Origin of the sequence: Methylosinus sp. LW3, assembly GCF_000527115.1 — a bacterium.
GTDB lineage: Bacteria > Pseudomonadota > Alphaproteobacteria > Rhizobiales > Beijerinckiaceae > Methylosinus.
In genome coordinates, this window is the sequence record NZ_AZUO01000001.1 from 2,872,805 (window position 1) to 2,894,986 (window position 22,182).

Genomic DNA, 22,182 nt, shown 5'->3' on the forward strand with positions numbered 1-22,182 from the left:
AGTAACGCGGTTCGGCCGCCAGTGGAAGCCGGGCGGACGGGCAGCCCGCGCGCGCCGGCCCGCCGGTCAGGCTCTGCTGTATTTCTCGAAGAGACGATCGGCGTTGGACCAGCCGGCCGCCGCCATGACGACCTTGACGTAATCGGCCGCTTTCGCGCCGAAATCCATCTGATAGGCGTGCTCGAACATGTCGAGCACGAAGATCGGATCGCCGCCCGCCAGACATTGCGTATGATCATTCGCCCAGCTGTTGACCAGCCGCCCGCCATGCTTGTCATAGGACAGAACCACCCAGCCGGAGCCGCCGCCGAGCGCCTTTCCCATGGCGACGAATTCGGCGCGCCAGCGGTCGAAAGAGCCGAAATCTCGGTCGAACGCCGCGGCGAGCGCCGCCCCCGGCTTGCCGGAGGCGCCGAGCCCGGCGAAATAGACCTCGTGCAGGATCATCGAGTTGGCGGCGATCAGCTCTTCGCGCTTCAGCCCGTTGATCTGAAATCCGGGGGCTTTGTCGAAATCGACGCCAGAGAGCTGATCGAGGATCGCATTCAACCGCTTCACTGCGCCGATGTAATTATTTTCGTAATGCGAGACGAGGATCTTCTCCGACATTCCTTCGACGCGCTTTGGATCGAAGGCCATCGGCTTCGGCTGATGGACGACGGCGGCGCGCTTCACGACGGCGGCTTTCTCCTCGGCGCGCGCCGCGCCGGCGGCCAGTGCGGCCCCGGTCGTCGCCGCTGCGCCCAGAAATTGTCTGCGATGAAAATCCTGCGTCACGCTCTGCCTCCTCGAACCGACGATCTTTCATTCTCCGTGCGCCGGAGCGAATTTGCTCCGAATGACATTCGGCGGCTTCGCGAACGGAGGGGGAGATCGTCTCAAAGTGAATTATCGCATAATTGAGCACAGGAACGACCAATTTCTCGCCGCCACGCCGGATTACGAAAATCGCCTATGGAGGCCCGGGAGAAATGACGAAACGCCTGCCCGATGAGATCGCCGACGCCTTTTCCTTCCAAGCGAAGGCGTGCCGCGATCTCGCCTCGCCCTTCACCGCCGCGCTCTGCGAGACGCTCGTCGCGGGGCTCGACGAGAGCAGCGCCTTCGGCCGCAGGATTTGCGCCTGGGGTCCGCGCGCCAAGGCCGATGCGCTGGCGCTGCGCGCTTGCGGCGCGCTGCATTTTCTGGCGCGATCGGGAAAGGCGCGCGCGCTCGCCGCCGTTTACCCGCCCCATGCGCTCGACGAAGCGCGGCTCGCGAGCGAGATCGCGCGCGCGATAGAGGCGCATGATGATTTTCTCGCGGGCTTTCTCGATCGTCCGCCGCAGACCAATGAAGCGGGCCGCTCCAGCGTTATTCTGGGCGGCGCGCTGATCGTCGCCGCGGCGACCGGCCTGCCGCTGGAGACATTCGAGATCGGCGCCAGCGCCGGCCTCAATCTGCATTTCGATCGTTATGCCTATGATCTCGGCGTCGGCGCTTTCGGCGATCCTTCCGCGCGTCTTCGCCTCTCCTGCGACTGGCGCGGCGCGGCGCCTTCGCTCGATGCGCCGTTGCAGATCGTCGCGCGCGCCGGCTGCGATGTCGATCCGCTCGATCCCGGCGACGCCGCGCATCGCGCGCGGCTGCTCGCCTATGTCTGGCCGGATCAGAACGCACGTCTAACGCGCATGGAGACCGCGCTCGCTCTCGCCGCTCTGCATCGCGAGCGCGTCGAGCGCGCCGACGCCGGCGATTGGCTCGCCGCGCGACTCGCCGCTCCACCTCACCCCAATGTCGCGCGCTTCGTCTATCACTCGGTCGTCTGGCAATATTTGCCGCTCGAGACCAAGCGCCGCGCCACCGCCGGTCTCGAAGCCGCGGGCGCCGCAGCGAGCCGCGAGACGCCGCTCGCGCGGCTGCAAATGGAGGCCGACGGCGACACGCGCTCGGCCGCGCTCACGCTGACGCTCTGGCCGGGCGGCGAGAGCTTTGCGCTCGGCCGCGCGGATTTTCATGGGCGCTGGATCGAGTGGAGCGGCGCCGTCCCGCATCCCGCCGCATAGCTTTCGCCCAGCTCGCATCCATCCGGCGCCGCAGCGCTTTTCATCGCTTGCGCGCCGACCCATGTGGTGGGAGCATCAACCTCGACGGAGCCGACAAGGTTTCCACTCGCCGGCGCCGGGAACGGGAGCAGGACATGAGTGAAACGAGAACGTCCGGCGCGGCGCGAGCCGAAGGCGCGCGACTGATCGCGCTTGTCGGCCCTTTTCAGAGCGGCAAGACCAGCCTTTTCGAGTGCCTGCTCGCGCGCTGCGGAGCCGTGCAGCGGCAAGGGCTGGTGCGCGACGGCTCCACCGTCGGCGACGCCTCTCCAGAAGCGCGCGCCCATGCGATGAGCGTCGAATGCAACATCGGCCGCGCCGACTATCTCGGCGATCGCTACACTTTCGTCGATTGTCCCGGCTCGGTCGAATTCACCCATGAGCAACGCCGCGTCCTCGCCGTGGCCGACGCCGCGATCGTCGTCGCCGAATCCGATCCGCGCAAGCTGCCCGCCTTGCAGCTCGTGCTGCGCGCGGTGGAGGAGGCGCGCGTTCCGCATTTTCTGTTCCTCAACAAGATCGACTCCGCCACAGGCAATCTGCGCGACTCGCTCGCCCTGCTGCAATCAGCCTCGCGCACACCGCTGCTGTTGCGGCAAATCCCGCTTTGGAACAATGGCATTGCGGTCGGCTTCATCGATCTCGCGCTGGAGCGCGCCTATGTCTATCGCGAGCACGCGCCCTCCGAGGTCGTCGCAATGCCCGACGGCGACGCCGTGCTGGAGAAGGAGGCGCGCTATTCCATGTTGGAGCGGCTCGCCGATTACGACGACGCGCTAATGGAGGAATTGCTCAGCGACATAGAGCCGCCGCGCGACCAGATTTTCGACGATCTCGCCAAGGAGCTGCGCTTCGGCCATGTCGCGCCCGTGTTCATCGGCGCGGCGGAGCGCGGCGCCGGCGTCACGCGGCTGCTGAAAGCGTTGCGCCACGAGGCGCCGAGCGTCGCCGCGACACGAGCCCGGCTCGGCGTCGCCGATTCAGGCCCCGCCCTCGCCCATGTGTTCCGCTCCATCCATACGCCGCATGGCGGCAAGCTGTCGCTGGCGCGCGTGCTGCGCGGCTCCTTCTCGGACGGACAGACAGTGATCGGCTCATCCGGCGCGGAGGAGAAGATCAGCGGCGTCTCCTCCATGCTCGGCGCCACGGCGACGCGGCAGGCCAAAGCGGAAGCGGGCGAGACCGTGGCTTTCGGCCGGCTCGACGGCGTCGCAGCGGGCGAGGCTCTGCAGGAAGCGCGCGCCGGCGCGCCGCCCGCCCCGGCGCCGCTGGCCGCGCCGCGCCCCGTCTATGCGCTGGCGCTGTCGGTCGGCGATCGCAAGGACGAGATGCGCCTCGCCGCCGCTCTGGCCAAGCTCATCGACGAGGATCCGTCGCTCGTCTTCCTGCATGATCAGGCGCTCGGCGAGATGAAGCTGCTCGGCCAGGGCGAGATGCATATTCGTGTCGCTTTGGAACGCCTCGCGACGCGCTATGGCGTGACCGTCTCCACGCACGGTCCCGCCATCGGCTATAAGGAGACGATCCGCCATCCGGTGAGCGTGCGCGGCCGCCACAAGAAGCAGTCCGGCGGCCATGGGCAATTCGGCGATGTGGTGCTGGAGGTGGCGCCGCGCGCACGTGGCGAAGGCTTCGCTTTCGCCGAGCGCGTCCATGGCGGCACTGTGCCAAAACAATACTTTTCCTCGGTCGAATCCGGCTGCCGGGACGCGCTGGCGCGCGGGCCGCTCGGCTTTCCGGTCGTCGATGTGGAGGCGGTGCTGGTCGACGGCTCGTATCATAGCGTCGATTCCTCCGACATGGCCTTCCGCACGGCGGCGCGCATCGGCATGATCGAGGCGCTGGGCAGAGCCGAGCCGGTTCTGCTCGAGCCCATGCTCTCCGTGGCGATATTCGCGCCGAGCGAGGCGGTCTCACGCGCGACAGGCATTGTCTCGGCGCGGCGTGGGCAAATATTGGGCTTTGGCCCGCGCCCGGGATGGGAAGGCTGGGACGAGCTCGACGCGCTCATTCCGGAGGCGGAGATCGGCGATCTCATCGTCGAGCTGCGCTCGGCCACCTCGGGCGCCGGATTTTTCGAGGCCGCCTTCGATCATCTGACCGAGGTGGTCGGGCGACAAGCGCATGAGGTCGTGGCCGCGCGCAGCGCTGCGAGCCAATGAGAATGGCGCAGCTTCGACTCGTTTCGGGACGGGTCCTCTGTGGCGCGGTTCTTGATCGGCACAGGTGACGACGAAACATTGTCTCATTTTGACAATGTTCGCATTTGGTCCCATCCGATTGGCGGATCGAAGGCGAGCGGGCGCGCCCTGCAAACCGGAGATAGCGGCGGTCCATACTGGAATGAATAAATGCAGGCTGAGACCGCGACGGAATTCGTGACTCTTCGGTCGCGGAGCGAGCGGCTGTCGCGCCCTTCGGGAATAGAGGGCGCAGGAGATTTGCCGTGGGGCACGCATTTCTGCCAGTTCTTCGATGATGTCGACGATCTCCTCGACATTGTCGCGCCCTATTTCGCGGCCGGTCTCGCGGCCAATGAGCGCTGCATCTGGGTCGCCTCGCCGCCGCTGACTGTCGCCGCCGCCAAGACGCGCCTGGCGACGCTGGTTCCCGATCTCGAGGCCGATCTCACGCTGGGGCGCATCGACATCCTCTCCCCGGAAGAATGGTATCTTCGCGCCGGCCAGCTGGACGAGAACCGGCTGCTGGACGATTGGCGCTCGGCCCATGACTCGGCGCTGCGCGCCGGTTTCGACGGATTGCGCGCCAGCGGCAACGCCTTCGAGGTGGACGCCACGGACTGGTCGATCTTCATGACCTATGAGAACGGGCTCGCCGCCTTGCACGGCTCCGTGCGCATGCTGACGCTCTGCTCCTATTCGCTGCGGCTGATCGGCGCGCCGGAGATCGTCGAGGTGATCGCCCGGCACGAATTCGCGCTGATCCGCCGCGGCGGCCGCTGGAAGACGATCAAGAGCCTCGACTATGAGCGCGCGCGCAAGGCGCTGCGGCAGAGCGAAGAGCATTTCCGCCTGCTGGCCGAGGGCGCGCCGGCTTCGGCGATCTTCTCGCTGGACCGGCAAGAGCGCATCGTCGCCTGGAGCGAGGCGGCCGAACGCATTACCGGCTGGAGCCGCGATGAAATTTTGGGGCGCCGCCTGTCGATCCTTCATTCATCCGACACGCAGGAGGAGCTCGGCGCTCTCGTGGCGCGCAGCGTCGTCAAGCGCCAGGAGCCGCGCCGGCGCCGGGACGGCTCGATCTTTCCCGCCGAGGAGCTGATCGCCCCGCTGCGCGACGACTCCGACAATCTCTATGGCTATGCGGTGATGCTCAGCGATCTCAGCGAGAGATCGCGCGCCGAGCAGGAACGCCGCGCGAGCGAGGCGCGTCTGCGCGCGATCGTCGAAGGCGCGGTCGACGCGATCGTCATCATCGACGGCGAGGGCGTTATTCACGCCGTGAATTCCGCGGCGACGCGGCTCTTTGGCCATGAGGCGGCGGAGGCGATCGGACGCCCGGTCGATATTCTATTTCCGGAGCCGTTCCACGACCCTCGTTTCGCGACGCTGGGCGCCGACGGGGCCGCGCCCGCCGAGGCGGAGCCCGAGCGCATCGGCCGCCGCAAGGATGGCTCGCTGTTTCCGCTGGAGCTCTCCGTCAGCGAGGCGGCGCATGACGGCGAGCGGCTGCTCGTGCTGTTCCTGCGCGATCTCACCGACCGCCGCCGGGCGGAGGCGCAGATGCGCAAGCTGCGCGCCGACCGGCTCGATCTGATGGCGCAAATGGCGGCGAATGTCGCCCATGAGATCAATCAACCGCTCTCGGCGATCTCCACCTATCTCAGCGCCGCACGCCGCGTGCTGCGACGCGCCGAGACCGCGACCGCCGATCTCGAGCCGATTCTCGACAGCGCCGTCGCCCAAGTGACGCGCGCGGCGCAGATCATCAGCCATTTGCGCGGCTTCGTGACGCGCGCCGAGCCGGACAAGACGCTGCAGAGGCTGCACGACATCATCCGCGACGCCTGCGCCTTCACCGACATGGCGCGCAACCATGTCAAGGTCGTCACCACGCTCGATCTCGCGGCGGAGGATGACGCGGTGATCGTCGATCGCGTGCAGATTCGGCAGGTGCTGGTCAATCTGAAGCGCAATGCGCTGGAGGCCATGCAGGGCTCCGAGAAGCGCGAGCTCGTCATCTCGACCCGAATCGACGAGAGCGGCATGATCCGCGTCGATATCGTGGACACGGGCGCGGGCCTCGCCGATGAAGTGGCGGATGAGCTGTTCGAGCCCTTCACCTCGACGAAGAAGCACGCGCTCGGCGTCGGCCTCGCGGTCTCGCGCGCGATCGTGGAGGCGCATTACGGGAAGCTGTGGGCGGAGCAGAACCCCGGCGGCGGCGCGCGTCTGAGCTTCACTCTGCCGCTAGTCGATGATCGGCTGGAGGAGCCGGCCGAAGAGTGATCGGCGCTAGAGTGATTCCGGTTCAGATTGAACCGGGAGCGAATTCTGATCGATCGAACGATACCGTTCGATCGGAACGCGCTCTAGGGCGGCGATCCGCGGCTCTCACAGACGGAAAACGCCCCGAGCCCCTCATCCTCGCCTTCTCCCCGCGCGGGGAGAAGGAAGAAGACGAATATGGCGCGAGGCGATCTCGAGGCGCGCCCGAGCGCTCCCGTCAGGCCAGATACTGGCCGCCATTGATGGTCAGCGTCGAGCCGGTGATGAAGCCGGCGTCGTCCGAAGCGAGGAACACCACGGCGCGCGCGATCTCCTCCGGCTCGCCGAGGCGGCCGACGGCGATATAGGGGATGATGTGCTTGTCGAGCACGTCCTGCGGCACGGCCTTCACCATCTCCGTGGCGATATAGCCGGGCGCGATGGCGTTGACGGTGATGCCCTTGGAGGCGCTCTCCTGCGCCAGCGCCTTGACGAAGCCGATGTCGCCGGCCTTGGAGGCGGAATAGTTCGTCTGACCGGCCTGGCCCTTCTGGCCATTGATCGACGAGATGACGATGATGCGGCCGAAGCCACGGTCACGCATGCCGTTGATGACAGGGCGGGTGACGTTGAACAGCGAGTTGAGGTTGGTGTCGATCACCGCCTGCCACTGCGCCAGCTCCATCTTGTGGAACAGACGGTCCTTGGTGATGCCGGCGTTGTTCACGAGCACATCGACCCCGCCCAGATCCTTCTCGATCTGCGCAATGGCGGCGGCGCTGGCGTCATAGTCCGACACGTCGAACTTATAGACCGGAATGCCGGTCTCCGCCTTGAACTTGTTCGCCGCCTCGTCATTGCCGGCGTAGGTCGCGGCGACATTATAACCCGCAGCCTTCAACGCCTTGGAAATCGCTTCGCCGATGCCGCGCGTGCCGCCCGTCACAACCGCTGTTCTGCCCACCTCGTCCTCCTTCATCGAATTTTCAAAGAATTGGACCGCGAGCCTCTCAGGCGCGCGGTCCTTTTATATTTAGCGCTCGATCGTCAGGGCGACGCCCATGCCGCCGCCGATGCAGAGCGTGGCGAGGCCGCGCTTGCCGCCGCGGCGTCCGAGCTCATAGAGCAGCGTCGTCAGAATGCGCGCGCCCGAGGCGCCGATCGGATGGCCGATGGCGATGGCGCCGCCGTTGACGTTGACGATCGCCGGATCCCAGCCGAGATCCTTGTTCACGGCCAGAGCCTGCGCGGCGAAAGCCTCATTGGCCTCGATGAGATCGAGGTCGGAGATCTTCCAGCCGGCCTTCTCCAGCGCCTTGCGCGAGGCCGGGATCGGGCCGGAGCCCATGAGCGACGGATCGACGCCGGCGGTCGCCCAGGAGGCGATGCGGGCGAGCGGCGTGAGGCCGCGCTTGGCCGCTTCCGCCGCCGTCATGATGACGAGCGCCGCCGCGCCGTCATTGAGGCCGGAAGCGTTGGCCGCCGTCACCGTGCCGTCCTTGGTGAAGGCCGGCTTCAGCTTGGCGACGCCCTCGAGCGTCACGCCATGCTTGATGTATTCGTCCTGATCGACGATCACATCGCCCTTGCGGGAGGAGACGGTGAAGGGGACGATCTCGTCCTTGAACTTGCCGGCCTTCTGCGCCGCCTCGGCCTTGTTCTGCGAGGCGACGGCGAAAGCGTCCTGCTCGGCGCGGCTGATCTGCCACTTGGCCGCGACATTCTCCGCCGTGATGCCCATGTGGTAATTGTTGAAGGCGTCGGTGAGGCCGTCGACGATCATCGTGTCGACGAACTTCACATCGCCCATCTTGGTGCCGGCGCGCATGTGAGCGGAATGCTGCGACAGCGACATGGACTCCTGGCCGCCGGCGACGATGATGCTCGCGTCGCCCGCCTGAATCTGCTGAGCGGCGAGCGCCACGGCGCGCAGGCCCGAGCCGCACACCTGATTAATGCCGAAAGCGGTCTTGTCCTGCGGCACGCCCGCCTTGATGGCGGCCTGACGCGCGGGGTTCTGTCCCTGCGCCGCGCCGAGGACCTGACCCAGGATCACCTCGTCGACGTCGGCGGCCTCCAATTTGGCGCGCTCGATAGCGGCCTTGACAGCGACCGCGCCCAATTCATGGGCGGGCGTTGAACCGAAAGCTCCGTTGAACGATCCCACAGCAGTGCGCGCCGCGGAAACGATCACGATCTCCGTCGTCATATCGTTCTCCTGATTGGTCGGGCTGGCGCCGGCGGACGCCGCTCGCGCACGTTGAGCATTTTGAGTCGCGGCTCGTCAAGCGCCGGACGCGGGCATCGTTGACGCGGCGCGTCAATTCTTCGGGCGGCGGAGGCCGAATTCGGCGGCGAGCCGCTCCAATTCACCCGTCTCGATCTCTGCGAGGCCGGGCTCGAGCAGCGCCCGCAAGCCGAGACCACGCAGCCGATCGACGAAGCCGACCGCCGCAGGATCATCCGCCTCTCGCCCGAAATAGGCGGCGACGCGGCGCGTCAACCCCTGCGCATGGGCGGCGAGGACGGGTCGCAGCTCATCCTCCTCGCTCGCGCCCAGAACGATGGCGAGAAAGAAGCGCATCCGCCCGCGTCCGAGCATGAGATTGCGCAGCGTGTCGAAAAGCTCGTCGGCCTCCTCGGCGGCGCCCGCGCGCTCGGCGCGATCATGCGAGGCCTGCAGCAGAGCGACGAAGAGATCGGCCTTGCGCGGGAAATAATAAGTGAGATGCGACTGCCGCACGCCCGCGGCCTTGGCGACGCGCGGCTGGGTCAGCGCCTCGACGCCGTCCTTTTCGACGATATCGAGCGCGGCGTTCAATATCCGCTGTCTGACGCTGATTTCCGCCGTCACTGCCGATCTTTCCGAGCCCGATGCCGGCTCCCTACCAAAAACCTGCTCGTCTGGGCAATGCGGCGGCGCGCCCTCGCCATCCCTTTCGCATGGGGCCGAGCTTTCGTCGTGGGACGCTTGCCAAACTTGTATTGGTAACTTACCAATAATTTTCGACGATCGAAATGGGGGGGCGAGATGAGTTTTTTTCGGAGAGCCGGATGCGGCGCGGCGCTTTTTTCTCTCCTCCTCGGCGCGAACGTCGCCGTCGCGGCGGCCGGCGATGACGAAGCAGCCGTGAAACATCTCCTCATGCAGACCTTCGACCGTCCCGACTCGCCGCTCGCCGTCGAGCCGATCGTCATCGACGGCGACGTCGCCATCGCCGATTGGGCGCAGGGCGAGCAAGGCGGCCGCGCGCTGCTGCGCCGCAAGGACGGCAAATGGGAGATCTCGCTCTGCGCCGGCGACGCGCTGAAGCAGAGCGCCTCGCTCGAAAAGCTCGGCCTCGCGCGGCCCCGCGCCGAGGCGCTGGCCGCTTCGCTGGCGACGGCGGAGCGCCGTCTCTCCCCCGCCCTGCTCGAGCGCATGTCGCGATTCGACGGCGTGGTCGCTGTGGACGCCGCCGGCGGCCATACGCCGCTCGACCCGCATCATCGCCCGATTCCATGACCACGCTCAGCCGACGCGCGCTGCTCGCCGGAACGAGCCTTCTCGCCGCCGCGCCCGCTCTCGCCGGCGCCGAGACGCAATTCCGCACTCTCTCGGTCGAGCAGAGCGGCGCCGGCGAGCCTCTTGTGCTGATCCCAGGCCTCGCCTGCGGCGCCTGGGCGCTGGAGGAGATCGCCCGCCGGCTTTCCCCGCGCTTCTCGATTCACGCGCTGACGCTGCCGGGCTTCGACGGCCGCCCGCCGATCGAGGCGCCGATGATCCCGCGCATTTGCGCCGATATCGCGGCCTATGTGGCCGCTCTGAAGCGGCCGCTCCTCGTCGGCCATAGCCTCGGCGCCTTCATCGCGCTGAAGACCGCGGCGGCGCATCCCAAGCTGTTCGGCGGAATTGTCACTCTGGATGGCTATCCGGTCTTCCCCGCCCTCGCCGGCGCGACGGCCGAGGAGCGCGCAGGCACAGCGCAGCGCCTCGCCGCGCAATTTGCCGTCGGCGCCGGCGATCCTGCCCGCTTTCGAGAGACGCTGCGCGGCTTTCTCGCCGCGCGCATGAACGATTCGCGGCAGGCCGAGCGTTTCGCCGAGCGCGCCGCGCGCAGCGATCCCGCCGCGACCGCCGCTTATGTCATCGAGATGCTGTCGGCCGATCTGCGGCCGGAGCTCACGCGGCTCGACGCGCCTCTGCTCGCTCTGGCGGCGACCGATTCCTACCTCGCCGGCCGCAGCGAAGAAGAGATATCGGCCTTTTACGCCAATCTTCTCGCCAAGGCGCCGAAAGCCTCGGTCCTGCTCTTGCGCGAGGCCCGCCATTTCGTCGCCGTCGATCGGCCGGACGTCGTCGCCGCAGCGATCGAATCCTTCGCCGCCGGCCTGCGCCTCGGACGCGCCTGACTGTGTCCTCGCGGTCACAACCCTCGGAAATCTCCGTAACGAGCAGCCACAGGCGGCCGCTTCGGCTTGCCTCGCGACTATTGGTCAGTTACCAAGAAAACGAAAGCGGAACCGAGCGACGGTTCGCGCGGCGCGAGAGGCGAATGAACCAGGCGAAGCGGATGATCGAAGCAGGGCGAGGAGCGGCGCGCCGCTCGCACGCGCTCGCCACGATCCTCGCCGTTCTTCCGCTGCTGCTGCAATTGCTGTTCGCCGCGGCGCCTTTCGCCCACGCGACGAATGCGCGGGCGGAAATCGCGCTCGCCGCGCCCGATTGCGCGACGCAGGACCATCGCCAGGCGCCCGCCGGCGAAGGCGCGCATTCGCATTGCTGCCTGCTCTGCGAATGGAGCCTGCGCGACGGCGTCGCCGTCATCGGCTCCTTCATCGTCACGGCTCTGGGCGCCGACGCGCATGCGACGCCGATCCGCGCGACCGCAGATCGCCCGCGACCTGCGCCGATCGGCTGGACGACATCCTGGTCGTCACGGGCGCCGCCACTTTTCTCCTGACAGCAACGCCATGCGGCGAAAGCCGCGTTCCGACTTGGCTTCGAACGGCGCGACGCCGTCTCAGGAGAAACTCTATGTATCGCAGCCTTCTTTCGCGCGGCGTCGCCGCCGGCGCGCTTCTTCTCGCGGCTCCCGCAGCCTTTGCGCAATCGGCGCTGCCGCCGATCGACATCGGCTCCGATGCGCGCTCCGCCAATGCGGCGCCGCAGACGGGCTCGCTCACCGCTCCCTCGGTCGCGGAGCAAAAGCGCCGCATCGAGCAGACTGTCGGCTCGGTCGCTTTCGTCGACGCCGCCTCGCCGGAAATGCAGACGCGCCATATCGCCGATCTGCGCGACGCGCTGAAGGACGTTCCCGGCGTCTTCGTCGATACGCGCTACGGGCAAGAGCTGCGCCTCTCCATGCGCGGCTCCAATCTCACGCGCGATTATCATCTGCGCGGCTTCGAGCTGCTGCAGGACGGCATACCGATGAACTATGCCGACGGCGGCGGCGATTTCTACGAGATCGACCCCAAATATTTCCGCTCGATCGAGGTCTATAAGGGCGGCAACGCGCTCTCCTTCGGCTCCTCGACATTGGGCGGCGCGATCAATTTCGTCTCGCCCACCGCGCGCACGGCGCTCGCGCCCAACATGCTCGCGATCGACGGCGGCAGCTTCGGCTCCATTCGCGGACAGGCGCAGGTGTCGCGCGTCATCGGCGACTTTGATTTCCTCGTCAACGGAACCTTCTCGCATTCGGACGGGTTCCGCACCCATTCGCAATCCGATTATGTGCAGATCAACGGCAATATCGGCTATCGCTTCTCCAACAACATCGAGACGCGCTTCTACTTCGGCGTCTATGACACAAATCAGCAATTGCCCGGCACGCTGACGCTCAATAATGCGCGCAGCAATCCGACGCTCGCGACGCTGCCCTATATCGCCGGCTTCGGCGCGGATGGCTTCGGCGCCGATCAGGCGCGCAATGTCCGCAATCAGCGCATCTCCAACAAGACGACGTTCGAAACGGACATAGGCCGCATCGACGTCGATAGCTGGTTCATTCACAATTACCTCTATCATCCGATCTTCGTCGTCATCGAGCAGGAAGGCGAGAGCTGGGGCTTCGCGCCCAAGCTCACGACGAAATTCGAGATCGCCGGCCACAGAAACGAGCTGACCGTCGGCGGGCGCGTGTGGGGCGGCGGCTCCACCGATAATTGGTATTCCAATTACAATGGCGCGAAGTTCAATCCCTATGGCGCGATACCGGCGAATTTCGCCAATGCGGCCTATTCCTTCCCGCCCTATTCCTTCAACGGCCTCGCGCAATTCGGCGCCGCGGGCACCTGCTTCGGCTTTTGCGGAACCTTCATCAATCCGGGGCTGAGCGCGCAGATCCGCAACAATCGCATGGCGGCGCTCAATCTCGAGGCCTATTTCGAGGATCGCTTCTATATCGCGCCACAGCTCGCTCTGATGTTCGGCGCGAAGATCTTCAGCGACGATCGGCGCTATTCCGTGGTCGGCGGCATCCCCTATGAGCCGCTCGCCAATCACACGGAAAAGAATTATCGCGGCATCGTGCCCAAGGTCGGACTGATGTTCCAGCCGACGCCGGAGATTCAATTCTTCGCCGATATGACCGGCAGCCGCGACGTTCCCGATTTCATCGATCTGACGCAGGGCTTCTTTCCGCCGACGCCCGGCGCCTCCTTCACGCCGCTCGCCTCCCAAAAAGCCTGGACCGGCGAGATCGGCTCGCGCGGCAAATGGGACCGCTTCTCCTGGGACGTGACTTTCTACCACACTGAGCTGCAGGACGAGCTGCTGAAGTTCAGCGCCAATCCCGGCGCGGGCGTGCCGGCGACGACCTTCAACGCCAAGCGCACCATGCATCAGGGCGTCGAGCTCGCCGCCAGCGTCGATCTGTGGCGTAACATCACCGCGCCCGATGATGTGCTGAAGCTGAGCCAAGTCTGGACATGGAGCGACTTCCGTTTCGTTGGCGACGCCAATTACGGAAACAATCCGCTGGCCGGCGTTCCGCGCCATGTGCTGCGCACGACGCTCGCCTACAGCCGGCCCGACGGGCTCTATGTCGCGCCCTCGATCGATTGGGTTCCGGAAGGTTCTTACGTCGATTACATGCACACGCTGCAGACGCCCGGCTATGTGCTGCTCGGCGTTCAGGCGGGCATGAAGCTGCCCTATGGGCTCACCTTCTATATCGATGCGCGCAATCTCGCCGATCGCCACTACATCAGCGATGTGACGACGATCATCGACGCGCGTGCGTCGAACCCGGCCGCCTTTTATCCGGGCTATGGCCGCGCGGTCTACGCCGGGATGAAATGGGCGTTTTGAACGTCATTGCCGCGAAGCGATCCCGCGGGATCGCTTCGCGCATCCCTCTAATCGGCGCGAGCGCAACCGAGCGCATGCGACACGATCGGCGCCTCACTCCATTGCGCAGAAAGCTGTTCGATGGCGGAGGAAATCGTTGTCTTCACATCTTCGGTCACGCGCCACGACTCATTCACATCATCGAAATACGACAAAGCTTTCAAGGTAATCATCGCGGGAACAGCCGGACCGAACAAGGATTTGACGGCGGCGAGGCCATGCGCGAGGCTCTGACCTATCGCCAGCATAGCGGCAATGTCCTGATAGTCTTTTCCCTCTGCGCGATCGTGAATCACTTTCAGCTTATGGGCGAGCAGATCGTCGAGGGAAGCGACGCATAGGACGTCGTCGGCGGTCTTTTCGGGCTCGCCCACACGGCCGTTCGACATCCCGCCGAAGAAAGACAGTTTCACCGGCTCGTCGTCCCGTGAAACGCTCACGGTCAATGTATTCCTCTCGTTTTGCAGCACGGAAACCCTGCCGAGTTTCTGCAGCACTGCGAGAAGCGCGCCCTTGGCGTCATCGTCGAGCGGAACGTCGGAGAAAAAATCGAAATCGACCGACGTGCGATGCCCGAGACGAAGCGCGATCGCGGTGCCGCCGTAGAGCGCATAATGGCGTGGTATCCGTGCGAGCAGTGGCCAGAGACCACGTTGCGGCGCGGGCAGCGCGTCGAGCAGAGGCGTCAGCATTGGCGCTCCATCACGCGAATCTCTTGCGCGCTTTCGGCGGCGCGCCCGGCCGGCCCAATCGATAATGCCAGAACGCCAGCGATCGGCTGGAGATCGCGCCCGGCGGCGGCGATTCGAGCACATCGACGAACAGCTCTGGCCCGATCAGCTCGAGCAGCTCATTGGCGTCCTCCCAGACGCCGAGCTCCATCACATTCACGACGAGGCCTCGCAAGCCGCTCGAGACGACGATCTCCGGCGGCGTGCCCCAAACATATTTCGCCGCCAGACGAAGCGTCGCATCGACTCGCTCTGTCGCGCCCATTTTCGAAAATCCTTTCGGCGTCGCAGAAAAGCTAGCATCAGGACTGCGCGATGTCAGCATCGGCGGCGCCGCTGCTCGATGACAGACCGAGCGTCACGCCCTAGATTTGCGACAGGCTCGCCTCGGATCACGCCCCATGCCGCAGCAACGCTCCTGGCCGTTCTTCCCTTCGCTGCCGCAGGCCATGCTGCGCTACGACGTCGCAGCTGGGCTGACGCTGGCCGCCATCGCCATACCCGAGCAAATGGCGACGGCGCGGCTCGCGGGCTTTCCGCCGCAGATCGGCTTTTTCGCTTTTCTCGCCGGCTCGCTCGCCTTCGCGGCTTTCGGCTCCAACCGCTTCCTCTCCTCCGGCGCGGATTCGACGATCGCGCCGATCTTCGCCGGCGCTCTGGCGCTGCTGGCGACGCGCGGCTCGCCGCAATTCATGGCGCTCGCCTCCTTCCTCGCTCTGCTGGTCGGCGGCATTCTCATTCTCGGCTTTCTGCTGCGCGCCGGCTGGATCGCCGATCTCCTCTCCGTTCCGGTAACGACGGGCTTTCTCGCCGGCATCTCGATTCACATTTTGATCTCGCAGCTTCCCGCGCTGCTGGGCCTGCCGAGCGTCGAGGGCAGCGAATTCTATCGCGTCGCCGAAATGGCGAAGCATTGGCGTGAGGCGAATCCCGCGGCCATCGCCATCGGTCTCGGCTCGCTCGCGACCATTATCATCGGCGAGAAGATCAGCCCCAAGCTGCCGGCCGCGCTGATCGCTCTGGCGGGCGCCGCTTTCGCGGTGCGCTATTTTCATCTCGAGGAGCGCGGCGTCGCTGTGCTCGGCAAGGTCTCGACGGAATTTCCGCATCCGCGCTTTCCCGAGATCGCACCCGCAGATATTCCGCAAATCGTCGGTCTCGCCATCATCATCGCCATGGTGATCATGGTGCAGACGGCGGCGACCTCGCGCTCATTTCCAAATGAGGAAGGCCGCGCGCCGGATGTCGATCGCGACTATCTCGGCGTCGGCGCCGGCTGTGTAATGGCAGGCCTCGTCGGCGCTTTCGCCGTCGACGCCTCGCCGCCGCGCACGGCGATCGTTACGGCGACGGGCGGGCGCTCGCAGCTCTCGTCGATCGTCGCGGCGCTGGTCATCTCGGCTCTGCTGCTGTTCGGCGCCTCGCTACTCGAGCATGTGCCCAACGCCGCGCTCGCCGGCGTATTGATGTTCATCGCGGCGCGCATTTTCCGGCTGCATGTGATGCGCGACATTTTTGCGAAGACGCGCGGCGAATTCGCGCTCGTCGCGCTGACCATGGCGGCCGTCGTCGCGCTGCCGGTGCAGAATGGCGTGTCGCTCTCCATTCTCGCCTCGCTGCTGCATGGCGTCTGGACGACGACGCGCTCGCGCCTCATCACTTTCGCGCGCCTGCCGGGAAGCTCGGTGTGGTGGCCTTGCGCATCCAGCGGAGCTGAGCCTTATGGCGAGCGCCTCGAGGGCGTGCTGGTCACGGCCTTTCAGGCGCCGCTGTCTTTTCTCAACGCCTATGGTTTCCAGAGCGATTTGCGCGAGGCGATAGAGGAAAAGCCGAAGCTCGTCGTGCTGGAGGCGAGCAATATCGTCGAGATCGATTATACGGCGGCGCGCATATTGCGGCAGGCGATCGAGGATTGCCGCGCGGCGGGCGCGGATTTCGCCATAGCGCGACTCGAATCGGTGCGCGCGCATGAGGCGCTGACGCGCTTCGGCGTGATGAAAACGCTCGGCGAAGGGCGCTTGTTTCGCAGCGTCGACGAGGCGACGCGGACGCTCGCGCCCGACGCCGTCGCCTCGAAGATCACGGCTCCCACTCTCGTCGCGCGCAAGAGCCGCGCCTTCAGGCCGCCTTCTGCTTCGGCGTGATGAGCTTGCGGTTCACCAGCACTTCCGCGATCTGCACCGCATTCAGCGCCGCGCCCTTGCGCAGATTGTCCGAGACACACCACAGAACGAGGCCGTTCTCGACGGTCGGATCGTCGCGAATGCGCGAGATATAGGTCGCGTCTTCCCCCGCCGCCTCGTGCGGCGTGATGTAGCCGCCGGGCTCGTGCTTATCGATGACGAGCACGCCAGGCGCCTCGCGCAGAATGTCGCGCGCCTCGTCCGGCGACAGCGGATTCTCGAACTCGATATTGATCGCCTCGCTATGGCCGATGAACACCGGCACGCGCACGCAAGTGGCGACGAGCTTGATCTTTGGGTCCAAAATCTTCTTCGTCTCCACCACCATCTTCCACTCTTCCTTGGTGAAGCCGTCCTCCATGAAGACGTCGATCTGCGGAATGAGGTTGAAGGCGATGCGCTTGGGGAATTTCTTCGATTCCATCGGATCGGAGACGAAGACGGAGCGCGTCTGCGAGAACAGCTCGTCCATGCCCTCCTTGCCCGCGCCCGAGACGGATTGATAGGTCGAGACGACGACGCGCTTGATCTTGGCAGCGTCGTGCAGCGGCTTCAGCGCGACGACGAGCTGCGCCGTGGAGCAATTGGGATTGGCGATGATGTGCTTTTTCGTGAAGCCAGCCGCGGCGTCGGCGTTGACCTCCGGCACCACCAGCGGCACATCCGGGTCCATGCGCCAGGCGGAGCTATTGTCGATGACGACGCAGCCCTTGGCGCCGATGCGCGGCGCCCATTCGCGCGCGACGTCTCCGCCCGCCGACATGAGGCAGATGTCGGTGTCGGAGAAATCATAAGTGTCGAGATGGCGGCATTTGAGAATCTTGTCGCCGAACGACACTTCCGTCCCAATGGACCGGGACGAAGCCAGCGCGACCACTTCCGAGACCGGAAAGCGGCGCTCCGCCAGAATGTCGAGCATCTCGCGGCCCACATTGCCCGTGGCGCCCGCGACGGCGACCTTGTAACCCATGGATGCGCACTCCTTTTGCCCGCTTATGGCGACGGGCGCGCCTTTTGTCGAGGGTATGGACGAGAATAGCGAAGCGACCCCGTAGGCCGTCTGGGCCACGGAGCGGCTTCGCATCGATCTCACAGCATGGCCACGGCGATCACGCCGAGGCCGACGGGCTCAGAAGGGCATACCGACCGACATATTGCCATTATTGCCCATGCTCACCGGCGCCTTGCCGAAACGCGAGCCTTCGTCCTCTTTGTCTTTTTTCTTGGGCGGGGATTTGCCCGGCGACCAGCCCTCGAGCTCGCCGAATTGGCGGTTCTCGACCTTGGCCGGCGGCTTGCCGGGCGCGGCTGGCTGACCAGCCGTCGTCTGCTGCTGCTGTTTGTTTTTCTTCGGCTTCGCCTTGACGGCCCCGGCGGCGGACGTGTCCAGCCGGCTGGGGTCGAGCGCATCCTCCGCTCCCGCGGACAGCGGCAACGCGGACGAAAAGGCGAAAATAGCGGCGACCAAAAGAAGTGGGCGCGATCGCATGGCGGCTACTCCTCGAGCATCGGGCTCCAAAATGCTCCCAGGCCGGAAAAAAGACAAGTTCCGGCGATCCCGTGGCGAAGATTGCGCACAGAAGCAGGCGCCATTACGGCGCCTGCTCCGCTTCCCACGACTTTCGTCATTCGCCGGTCGTCTGCGCGATCGCCAGATTTTTCAGCTCGGCGATCGCCGTCCCCGGCAGCAGGCTCTTCGGACAGGCGTTGGAGCAGTTCAGAATCGTGTGGCAGCGATAGAGGCGGAAAGCGTCATCGACATAGGCGACGCGCTCGGCTGTCGACTCGTCGCGGCTGTCCACCACCCAGCGATAGGCCTGCAGCAGCGCCGCCGGGCCGAGAAAGCGATCGGAATTCCACCAATAGCTGGGGCAGGAGGTGGAGCAGCAGGCGCAGAGGATGCACTCATAGAGCCCGTCCAGCTTGCGGCGATCGTCCGGCGCCTGCAGCCATTCCTTCTCCGGCTCCGGCGTCACCGTCTGCAGCCAGGGCTCGATAGCGGCGTGCTGGGCGTAGAAATCGCTGAGATCGGGCACGAGATCCTTCACCACCGGCATATGCGGCAGCGGATAGAGCTTTATCGTCCCCTCGATCTCATCCATGCCCTTGGTGCAGGCGAGCGTGTTGAGCCCATCGATATTCATCGCGCAGGAGCCGCAAATGCCCTCGCGGCAGGAGCGGCGGAAGGTCAGCGTCGGATCGATCTTGTTCTTGATCCAGATGATCGCGTCCAGAACCATCGGCCCGCAATCGTCGAGATCGACGTAATAGGTGTCCACGCGCGGGTTCGACGCCTCGTCCGGGTCGAAGCGATAGATGCGGAACTCCCTCACCCGGCTCGCGCCCTCGGGTTTCGGCCAGACCTTGCCCTCGACGGGGCGGGAGGATTTGGGAAGGACGAATTCGACCATTGTCTTCAGCTCGCATTCTCGCCGCCGGCCATTCGCGGTTTCCAATCCGCGAGGAGGACGATACGGCTCTTGTGCCCGTTTGCGGCGGCCTTTTCCAGAAATTTGCGGTCGTCGGTCACCAATCTCGCATCGTTCATAGTGGCGCAGGCGAGATACACGCAATCAGGAAAGGGATGACCGAGATTTAGGGCCAAATCAAAAGCGGCGCGCCAACTTGCGCGGGACGGCACGAGCAGAGAAAAGCAGCGCGGAAGGTCTTCCAATGCTTCGAACGCCTGCTCTCTCGTAACTGTTCCTTCCGTGACTTTTCGCCGAAGCGTGTTCGCGACCTCGGTGAGAATCAAATCCGGCGCAGCGAGCAGCTCATTGTCCGCCGCTAAAATCTCGCGCGCCTGCGCGTGCTGAGTTTCGACGACATACCATTTTACCGCCACGCTCGCGTCGATGATCACCACTGGTCGCGCGCCTCCCGGATGATAGTGGTGCTGTCGCTCTGGGCTACGCCTTTCGGAGTCATGGCGGCGATACGATCGATCGCCGCGAGGCGCGCCGCGCGATCCGAGACCGCCGTCTCGAGAATTGCCGCAGCCTCCTCTTCGACGGTGCGATGATGGAGCACGGCGAGCTCCTCGATACGGGCGATCGTTTCAGCCCTGATGGTTTGGATGGTGATCGCGCTCATGCAGCTCTTCCTCGACCAAGCCCTACCCCGCCCTCAATAAACCCGCGCCTTCGGCTCTATATAAGCCACCTCATTGGACAGCGTGTAGCTGTGCACCGGGCGATAATCGATCGCGACGCTCTTGCCCGCCTCGTCGACCGTGGAGAGCGTGTGCTTCATCCAATCGGCGTCGTCGCGGTTCGGAAAATCCTCGCGGGCGTGAGCGCCGCGGGATTCGGTGCGGTTCTTCGCCGAATCCATCGTCACCACCGCCTGCACGATGAGATTGTCATATTCCAGCGTCTCGACGAGATCGGAGTTCCAGATCAGCGAGCGGTCCGAAACCTTGACGTCGTCGCTCTTCTTCCACACCGCATGGATCGCTTGCGATCCCTCCTCCAGCACCTCGCCGGCGCGATAGACGGCGCAATGCGATTGCATCACGCGCTGCATCTCGAGCCGCAGATCGGCGGTCGCGATCGAGCCGGAGGCGAAGCGACGCGCGTCGAGACGCGACAGAGCGAGCTCGGCGGAATCGGCGGGCAGCTCCGGCTGCGTCTGGCCGGGCTTCACCAACTCGGCGGCGCGCTGGCCGGCGGCGCGGCCGAAGACCACGAGATCGACCAGCGAATTGGAGCCGAGGCGATTGGCGCCATGCACGGAGACGCAAGCCGCCTCGCCGATCGCCATCAGGCCCGGCACCACCACATCCGGATTGTCGCCGACGCGGCGCAGCGCCTCGCCGTGAAAATTCGTCGGTATGCCGCCCATGTTGTAATGCACGGTCGGCAGCACCGGAATCGGCTCGCGCGTCACATCGACGCCAGCGAAAATCTTCGCGCTCTCGGAAATGCCCGGCAGGCGCTCGTGCAGGATCGCAGGGTCCAAATGCTCGAGATGCAGATGGATGTGATCCTTCAATTTGCCGACGCCGCGGCCCTCGCGAATCTCCACCGTCATCGCGCGCGAGACCATGTCGCGCGGCGCGAGATCCTTCACCGAAGGCGCATAGCGCTCCATGAAACGCTCGCCTTCGCTATTGGTGAGATATCCGCCCTCGCCGCGCGCGCCCTCGGTGATGAGACAGCCCGCGCCGTAAATGCCGGTCGGATGGAATTGCACGAATTCCATATCCTGCAACGGCAGGCCGGCGCGCAGCGCCATGCCGCCGCCATCGCCCGTGCATGTGTGCGCAGACGTCGCGGAGAGATAAGTGCGGCCATAACCGCCCGTCGCCAGCACGGTCAGCGCGGCGCGGAACCGATGGATCGTTCCGTCATCGAGCTTGAGGCACACGACCCCGCGCACGGCGCCTTCCGCATCGACGATGAGGTCGATGGCGAAATATTCGACGAAGAACTCTGTGTCGTGACGCAGCGCCTGGCCGTAGAGCGTATGCAGCATCGCATGGCCGGTGCGGTCGGCGGCCGCGCAAGTGCGCTGTGCAGGCGGGCCTCTGCCGTAATCCGTGGTCATGCCGCCGAAGGGCCGCTGATAGATGCGTCCATCGTCCGTGCGCGAGAAAGGCACGCCCCAATGCTCGAGCTCATAGACGGCTTGCGGAGCGTTGCGGCAGAGATATTCGATCGCGTCCTGGTCTCCGAGCCAGTCGGAGCCCTTGACGGTGTCGTACATGTGCCATTTCCAATCGTCCGGCCCCATATTGGCCAGCGCCGCGGCGACGCCGCCCTGCGCTGCGACCGTATGCGAACGCGTCGGAAACACTTTGGTGATGCAAGCGGCCTTCAGCCCCGCCTTGGCGCAGCCGACGACGGCGCGCAGTCCCGCGCCGCCTGCGCCGACGACGACGACGTCGAATGTATGATCGACGATCGGATAGGCCCTGCCCCCGATATTCACCGTCGTCTTGCCGTTCGCAGCCATTCCCAATCCTCGTCGATAAAGAGCGCCCGAGCGCGAACGCGCGTCAGCGCGGCGCGGCGATGATCATTATGGCGAGCGTCCAGATCGCCGCGATCGCGATCACCAGCCATTTGTTGACGATGAGCGCCTTCGCCTTCAGCGCTTCGTCGTGAACATAATCCTCGATGATGTTCTCCACGCCGAGCCGCGCGTGATAGGCGACGACGACGATGAAGGCGATGAGCGCTATCGCCGGCAGCGGCTTTCCGATTTCGGCGCGCGCGGCCTCATAGGGCTTGCCGACGAGGCCGACGAGATACCAGATCGAGAGCACAGCGAGCGGCGCCAGCGCGCGCGCGCTGTGACGCATGGCGAGCGCATGCAGCGAACCGGAGCGATCGGAGACGAAAGCGTCTCCCTTGCCGCTGCGGCCGCTCTCAAATCTCGACATATCCGTTTCTCCAT

Annotated in this window: 21 protein-coding genes; 8 read left to right on the forward strand and 13 right to left on the reverse strand. The window is 65.3% G+C overall.

All coding sequences use genetic code 11. The features are described from left to right. Positions 1-66: 66 nt before the first annotated feature. Positions 67-777, reverse strand: coding sequence for a Fe-Mn family superoxide dismutase (locus METLW3_RS0114350; protein ID WP_024880583.1), 711 nt, complete (start codon positions 775-777; stop codon positions 67-69). A 194-nt stretch (positions 778-971) separates the two neighbouring features. On the opposite strand from METLW3_RS0114350, the gene METLW3_RS0114355 reads away from it, so the two are divergent. The 3 genes from METLW3_RS0114355 to METLW3_RS0114365 all read left to right on the forward strand — a co-directional run bounded on the left by METLW3_RS0114355 (position 972) and on the right by METLW3_RS0114365 (position 6,553). Beyond that, positions 972-2,045, forward strand: a complete 1,074-nt coding sequence (locus METLW3_RS0114355) for a DUF2332 family protein (protein WP_024880584.1) — start codon at positions 972-974, stop codon at positions 2,043-2,045. A gap of 134 nt (positions 2,046-2,179) precedes the next feature. Then, entirely contained in the window at positions 2,180-4,246 is a 2,067-nt protein-coding gene (locus tag METLW3_RS0114360) for an elongation factor G (RefSeq protein WP_024880585.1), read from the forward strand. 189 nt (positions 4,247-4,435) lie between these two features. Next, positions 4,436-6,553 (forward strand): PAS domain S-box protein, encoded by a 2,118-nt coding sequence (locus tag METLW3_RS0114365; RefSeq protein ID WP_024880586.1) that lies wholly within the window; start codon positions 4,436-4,438, stop codon positions 6,551-6,553. A 217-nt stretch (positions 6,554-6,770) separates the two neighbouring features. On the opposite strand, the gene phbB is transcribed toward METLW3_RS0114365, so the two are convergent. The 3 genes from phbB to METLW3_RS0114380 all read right to left on the reverse strand — a co-directional run bounded on the left by phbB (position 6,771) and on the right by METLW3_RS0114380 (position 9,386). Beyond that, positions 6,771-7,496, reverse strand: coding sequence for an acetoacetyl-CoA reductase (phbB, locus tag METLW3_RS0114370; protein WP_024880587.1), 726 nt, complete (start codon positions 7,494-7,496; stop codon positions 6,771-6,773). 69 nt (positions 7,497-7,565) lie between these two features. After that, a complete protein-coding gene (locus METLW3_RS0114375) occupies positions 7,566-8,741 on the reverse strand; it encodes an acetyl-CoA C-acetyltransferase (protein ID WP_024880588.1) in 1,176 nt (391 codons plus the stop codon). A 111-nt stretch (positions 8,742-8,852) separates the two neighbouring features. Continuing rightward, the gene (locus METLW3_RS0114380) at positions 8,853-9,386 is read right to left on the reverse strand and encodes a TetR/AcrR family transcriptional regulator (RefSeq protein ID WP_024880589.1); all 534 of its coding nucleotides are present in this window, start codon (positions 9,384-9,386) and stop codon (positions 8,853-8,855) included. Between the two features lie 276 nt (positions 9,387-9,662). Here METLW3_RS0114380 and METLW3_RS0114385 point away from each other — a divergent pair, with 276 nt between their 5' ends. The 4 genes from METLW3_RS0114385 to METLW3_RS0114400 all read left to right on the forward strand — a co-directional run bounded on the left by METLW3_RS0114385 (position 9,663) and on the right by METLW3_RS0114400 (position 13,829). Beyond that, the gene (locus METLW3_RS0114385) at positions 9,663-10,037 is read left to right on the forward strand and encodes a copper uptake system-associated protein (RefSeq protein ID WP_245267345.1); all 375 of its coding nucleotides are present in this window, start codon (positions 9,663-9,665) and stop codon (positions 10,035-10,037) included. Next, the gene (locus METLW3_RS0114390; protein ID WP_024880591.1) at positions 10,034-10,924 is read left to right on the forward strand and encodes an alpha/beta hydrolase; all 891 of its coding nucleotides are present in this window, start codon (positions 10,034-10,036) and stop codon (positions 10,922-10,924) included. The genes METLW3_RS0114385 and METLW3_RS0114390 overlap by 4 nt, the downstream gene beginning before the upstream one ends. Before the next feature lie 143 nt (positions 10,925-11,067). Continuing rightward, complete coding sequence (locus tag METLW3_RS0114395) at positions 11,068-11,475, forward strand: hypothetical protein (protein WP_024880592.1); 408 nt, start codon at positions 11,068-11,070, stop codon at positions 11,473-11,475. A gap of 74 nt (positions 11,476-11,549) precedes the next feature. Continuing rightward, on the forward strand, positions 11,550-13,829 hold the full coding sequence (locus tag METLW3_RS0114400) for a TonB-dependent receptor (protein WP_024880593.1): 2,280 nt from the start codon (positions 11,550-11,552) through the stop codon (positions 13,827-13,829). Positions 13,830-13,876: 47 nt separating this feature from the next. On the opposite strand, the gene METLW3_RS0114405 is transcribed toward METLW3_RS0114400, so the two are convergent. Further along, the gene (locus tag METLW3_RS0114405) at positions 13,877-14,683 is read right to left on the reverse strand and encodes a nucleotidyl transferase AbiEii/AbiGii toxin family protein (RefSeq protein ID WP_083966988.1); all 807 of its coding nucleotides are present in this window, start codon (positions 14,681-14,683) and stop codon (positions 13,877-13,879) included. Further along, positions 14,571-14,864 carry a hypothetical protein gene (locus tag METLW3_RS0114410; protein ID WP_024880595.1) on the reverse strand — a complete coding sequence of 98 codons (294 nt, stop codon included), beginning with the start codon at positions 14,862-14,864 and terminating at the stop codon, positions 14,571-14,573. The genes METLW3_RS0114405 and METLW3_RS0114410 overlap by 113 nt, the downstream gene beginning before the upstream one ends. A 136-nt stretch (positions 14,865-15,000) precedes the next feature. Here METLW3_RS0114410 and METLW3_RS0114415 point away from each other — a divergent pair, with 136 nt between their 5' ends. Next, positions 15,001-16,743, forward strand: coding sequence for a SulP family inorganic anion transporter (locus tag METLW3_RS0114415; protein ID WP_024880596.1), 1,743 nt, complete (start codon positions 15,001-15,003; stop codon positions 16,741-16,743). Here METLW3_RS0114415 and METLW3_RS0114420 read toward each other — a convergent pair. The 7 genes from METLW3_RS0114420 to sdhD all read right to left on the reverse strand — a co-directional run bounded on the left by METLW3_RS0114420 (position 16,718) and on the right by sdhD (position 22,168). Further along, positions 16,718-17,752, reverse strand: a complete 1,035-nt coding sequence (locus METLW3_RS0114420) for an aspartate-semialdehyde dehydrogenase (RefSeq protein ID WP_024880597.1) — start codon at positions 17,750-17,752, stop codon at positions 16,718-16,720. The genes METLW3_RS0114415 and METLW3_RS0114420 overlap by 26 nt on opposite strands. Before the next feature lie 159 nt (positions 17,753-17,911). Beyond that, the gene (locus METLW3_RS0114425) at positions 17,912-18,271 is read right to left on the reverse strand and encodes a hypothetical protein (RefSeq protein ID WP_024880598.1); all 360 of its coding nucleotides are present in this window, start codon (positions 18,269-18,271) and stop codon (positions 17,912-17,914) included. A gap of 136 nt (positions 18,272-18,407) precedes the next feature. Next, positions 18,408-19,193, reverse strand: coding sequence for a succinate dehydrogenase iron-sulfur subunit (locus tag METLW3_RS0114430; protein WP_024880599.1), 786 nt, complete (start codon positions 19,191-19,193; stop codon positions 18,408-18,410). Between the two features lie 5 nt (positions 19,194-19,198). Then, entirely contained in the window at positions 19,199-19,645 is a 447-nt protein-coding gene (locus METLW3_RS0114435; protein ID WP_198022772.1) for a type II toxin-antitoxin system VapC family toxin, read from the reverse strand. Next, positions 19,642-19,875, reverse strand: coding sequence for a hypothetical protein (locus METLW3_RS0114440; RefSeq protein ID WP_024880601.1), 234 nt, complete (start codon positions 19,873-19,875; stop codon positions 19,642-19,644). Before METLW3_RS0114440 ends, METLW3_RS0114435 begins: the two co-directional genes overlap by 4 nt. A 33-nt stretch (positions 19,876-19,908) precedes the next feature. Then, positions 19,909-21,738, reverse strand: a complete 1,830-nt coding sequence (sdhA, locus tag METLW3_RS0114445; protein ID WP_024880602.1) for a succinate dehydrogenase flavoprotein subunit — start codon at positions 21,736-21,738, stop codon at positions 19,909-19,911. 43 nt (positions 21,739-21,781) lie between these two features. Beyond that, a complete protein-coding gene (gene sdhD, locus METLW3_RS0114450; protein WP_024880603.1) occupies positions 21,782-22,168 on the reverse strand; it encodes a succinate dehydrogenase, hydrophobic membrane anchor protein in 387 nt (128 codons plus the stop codon). Positions 22,169-22,182: the final 14 nt, after the last annotated feature.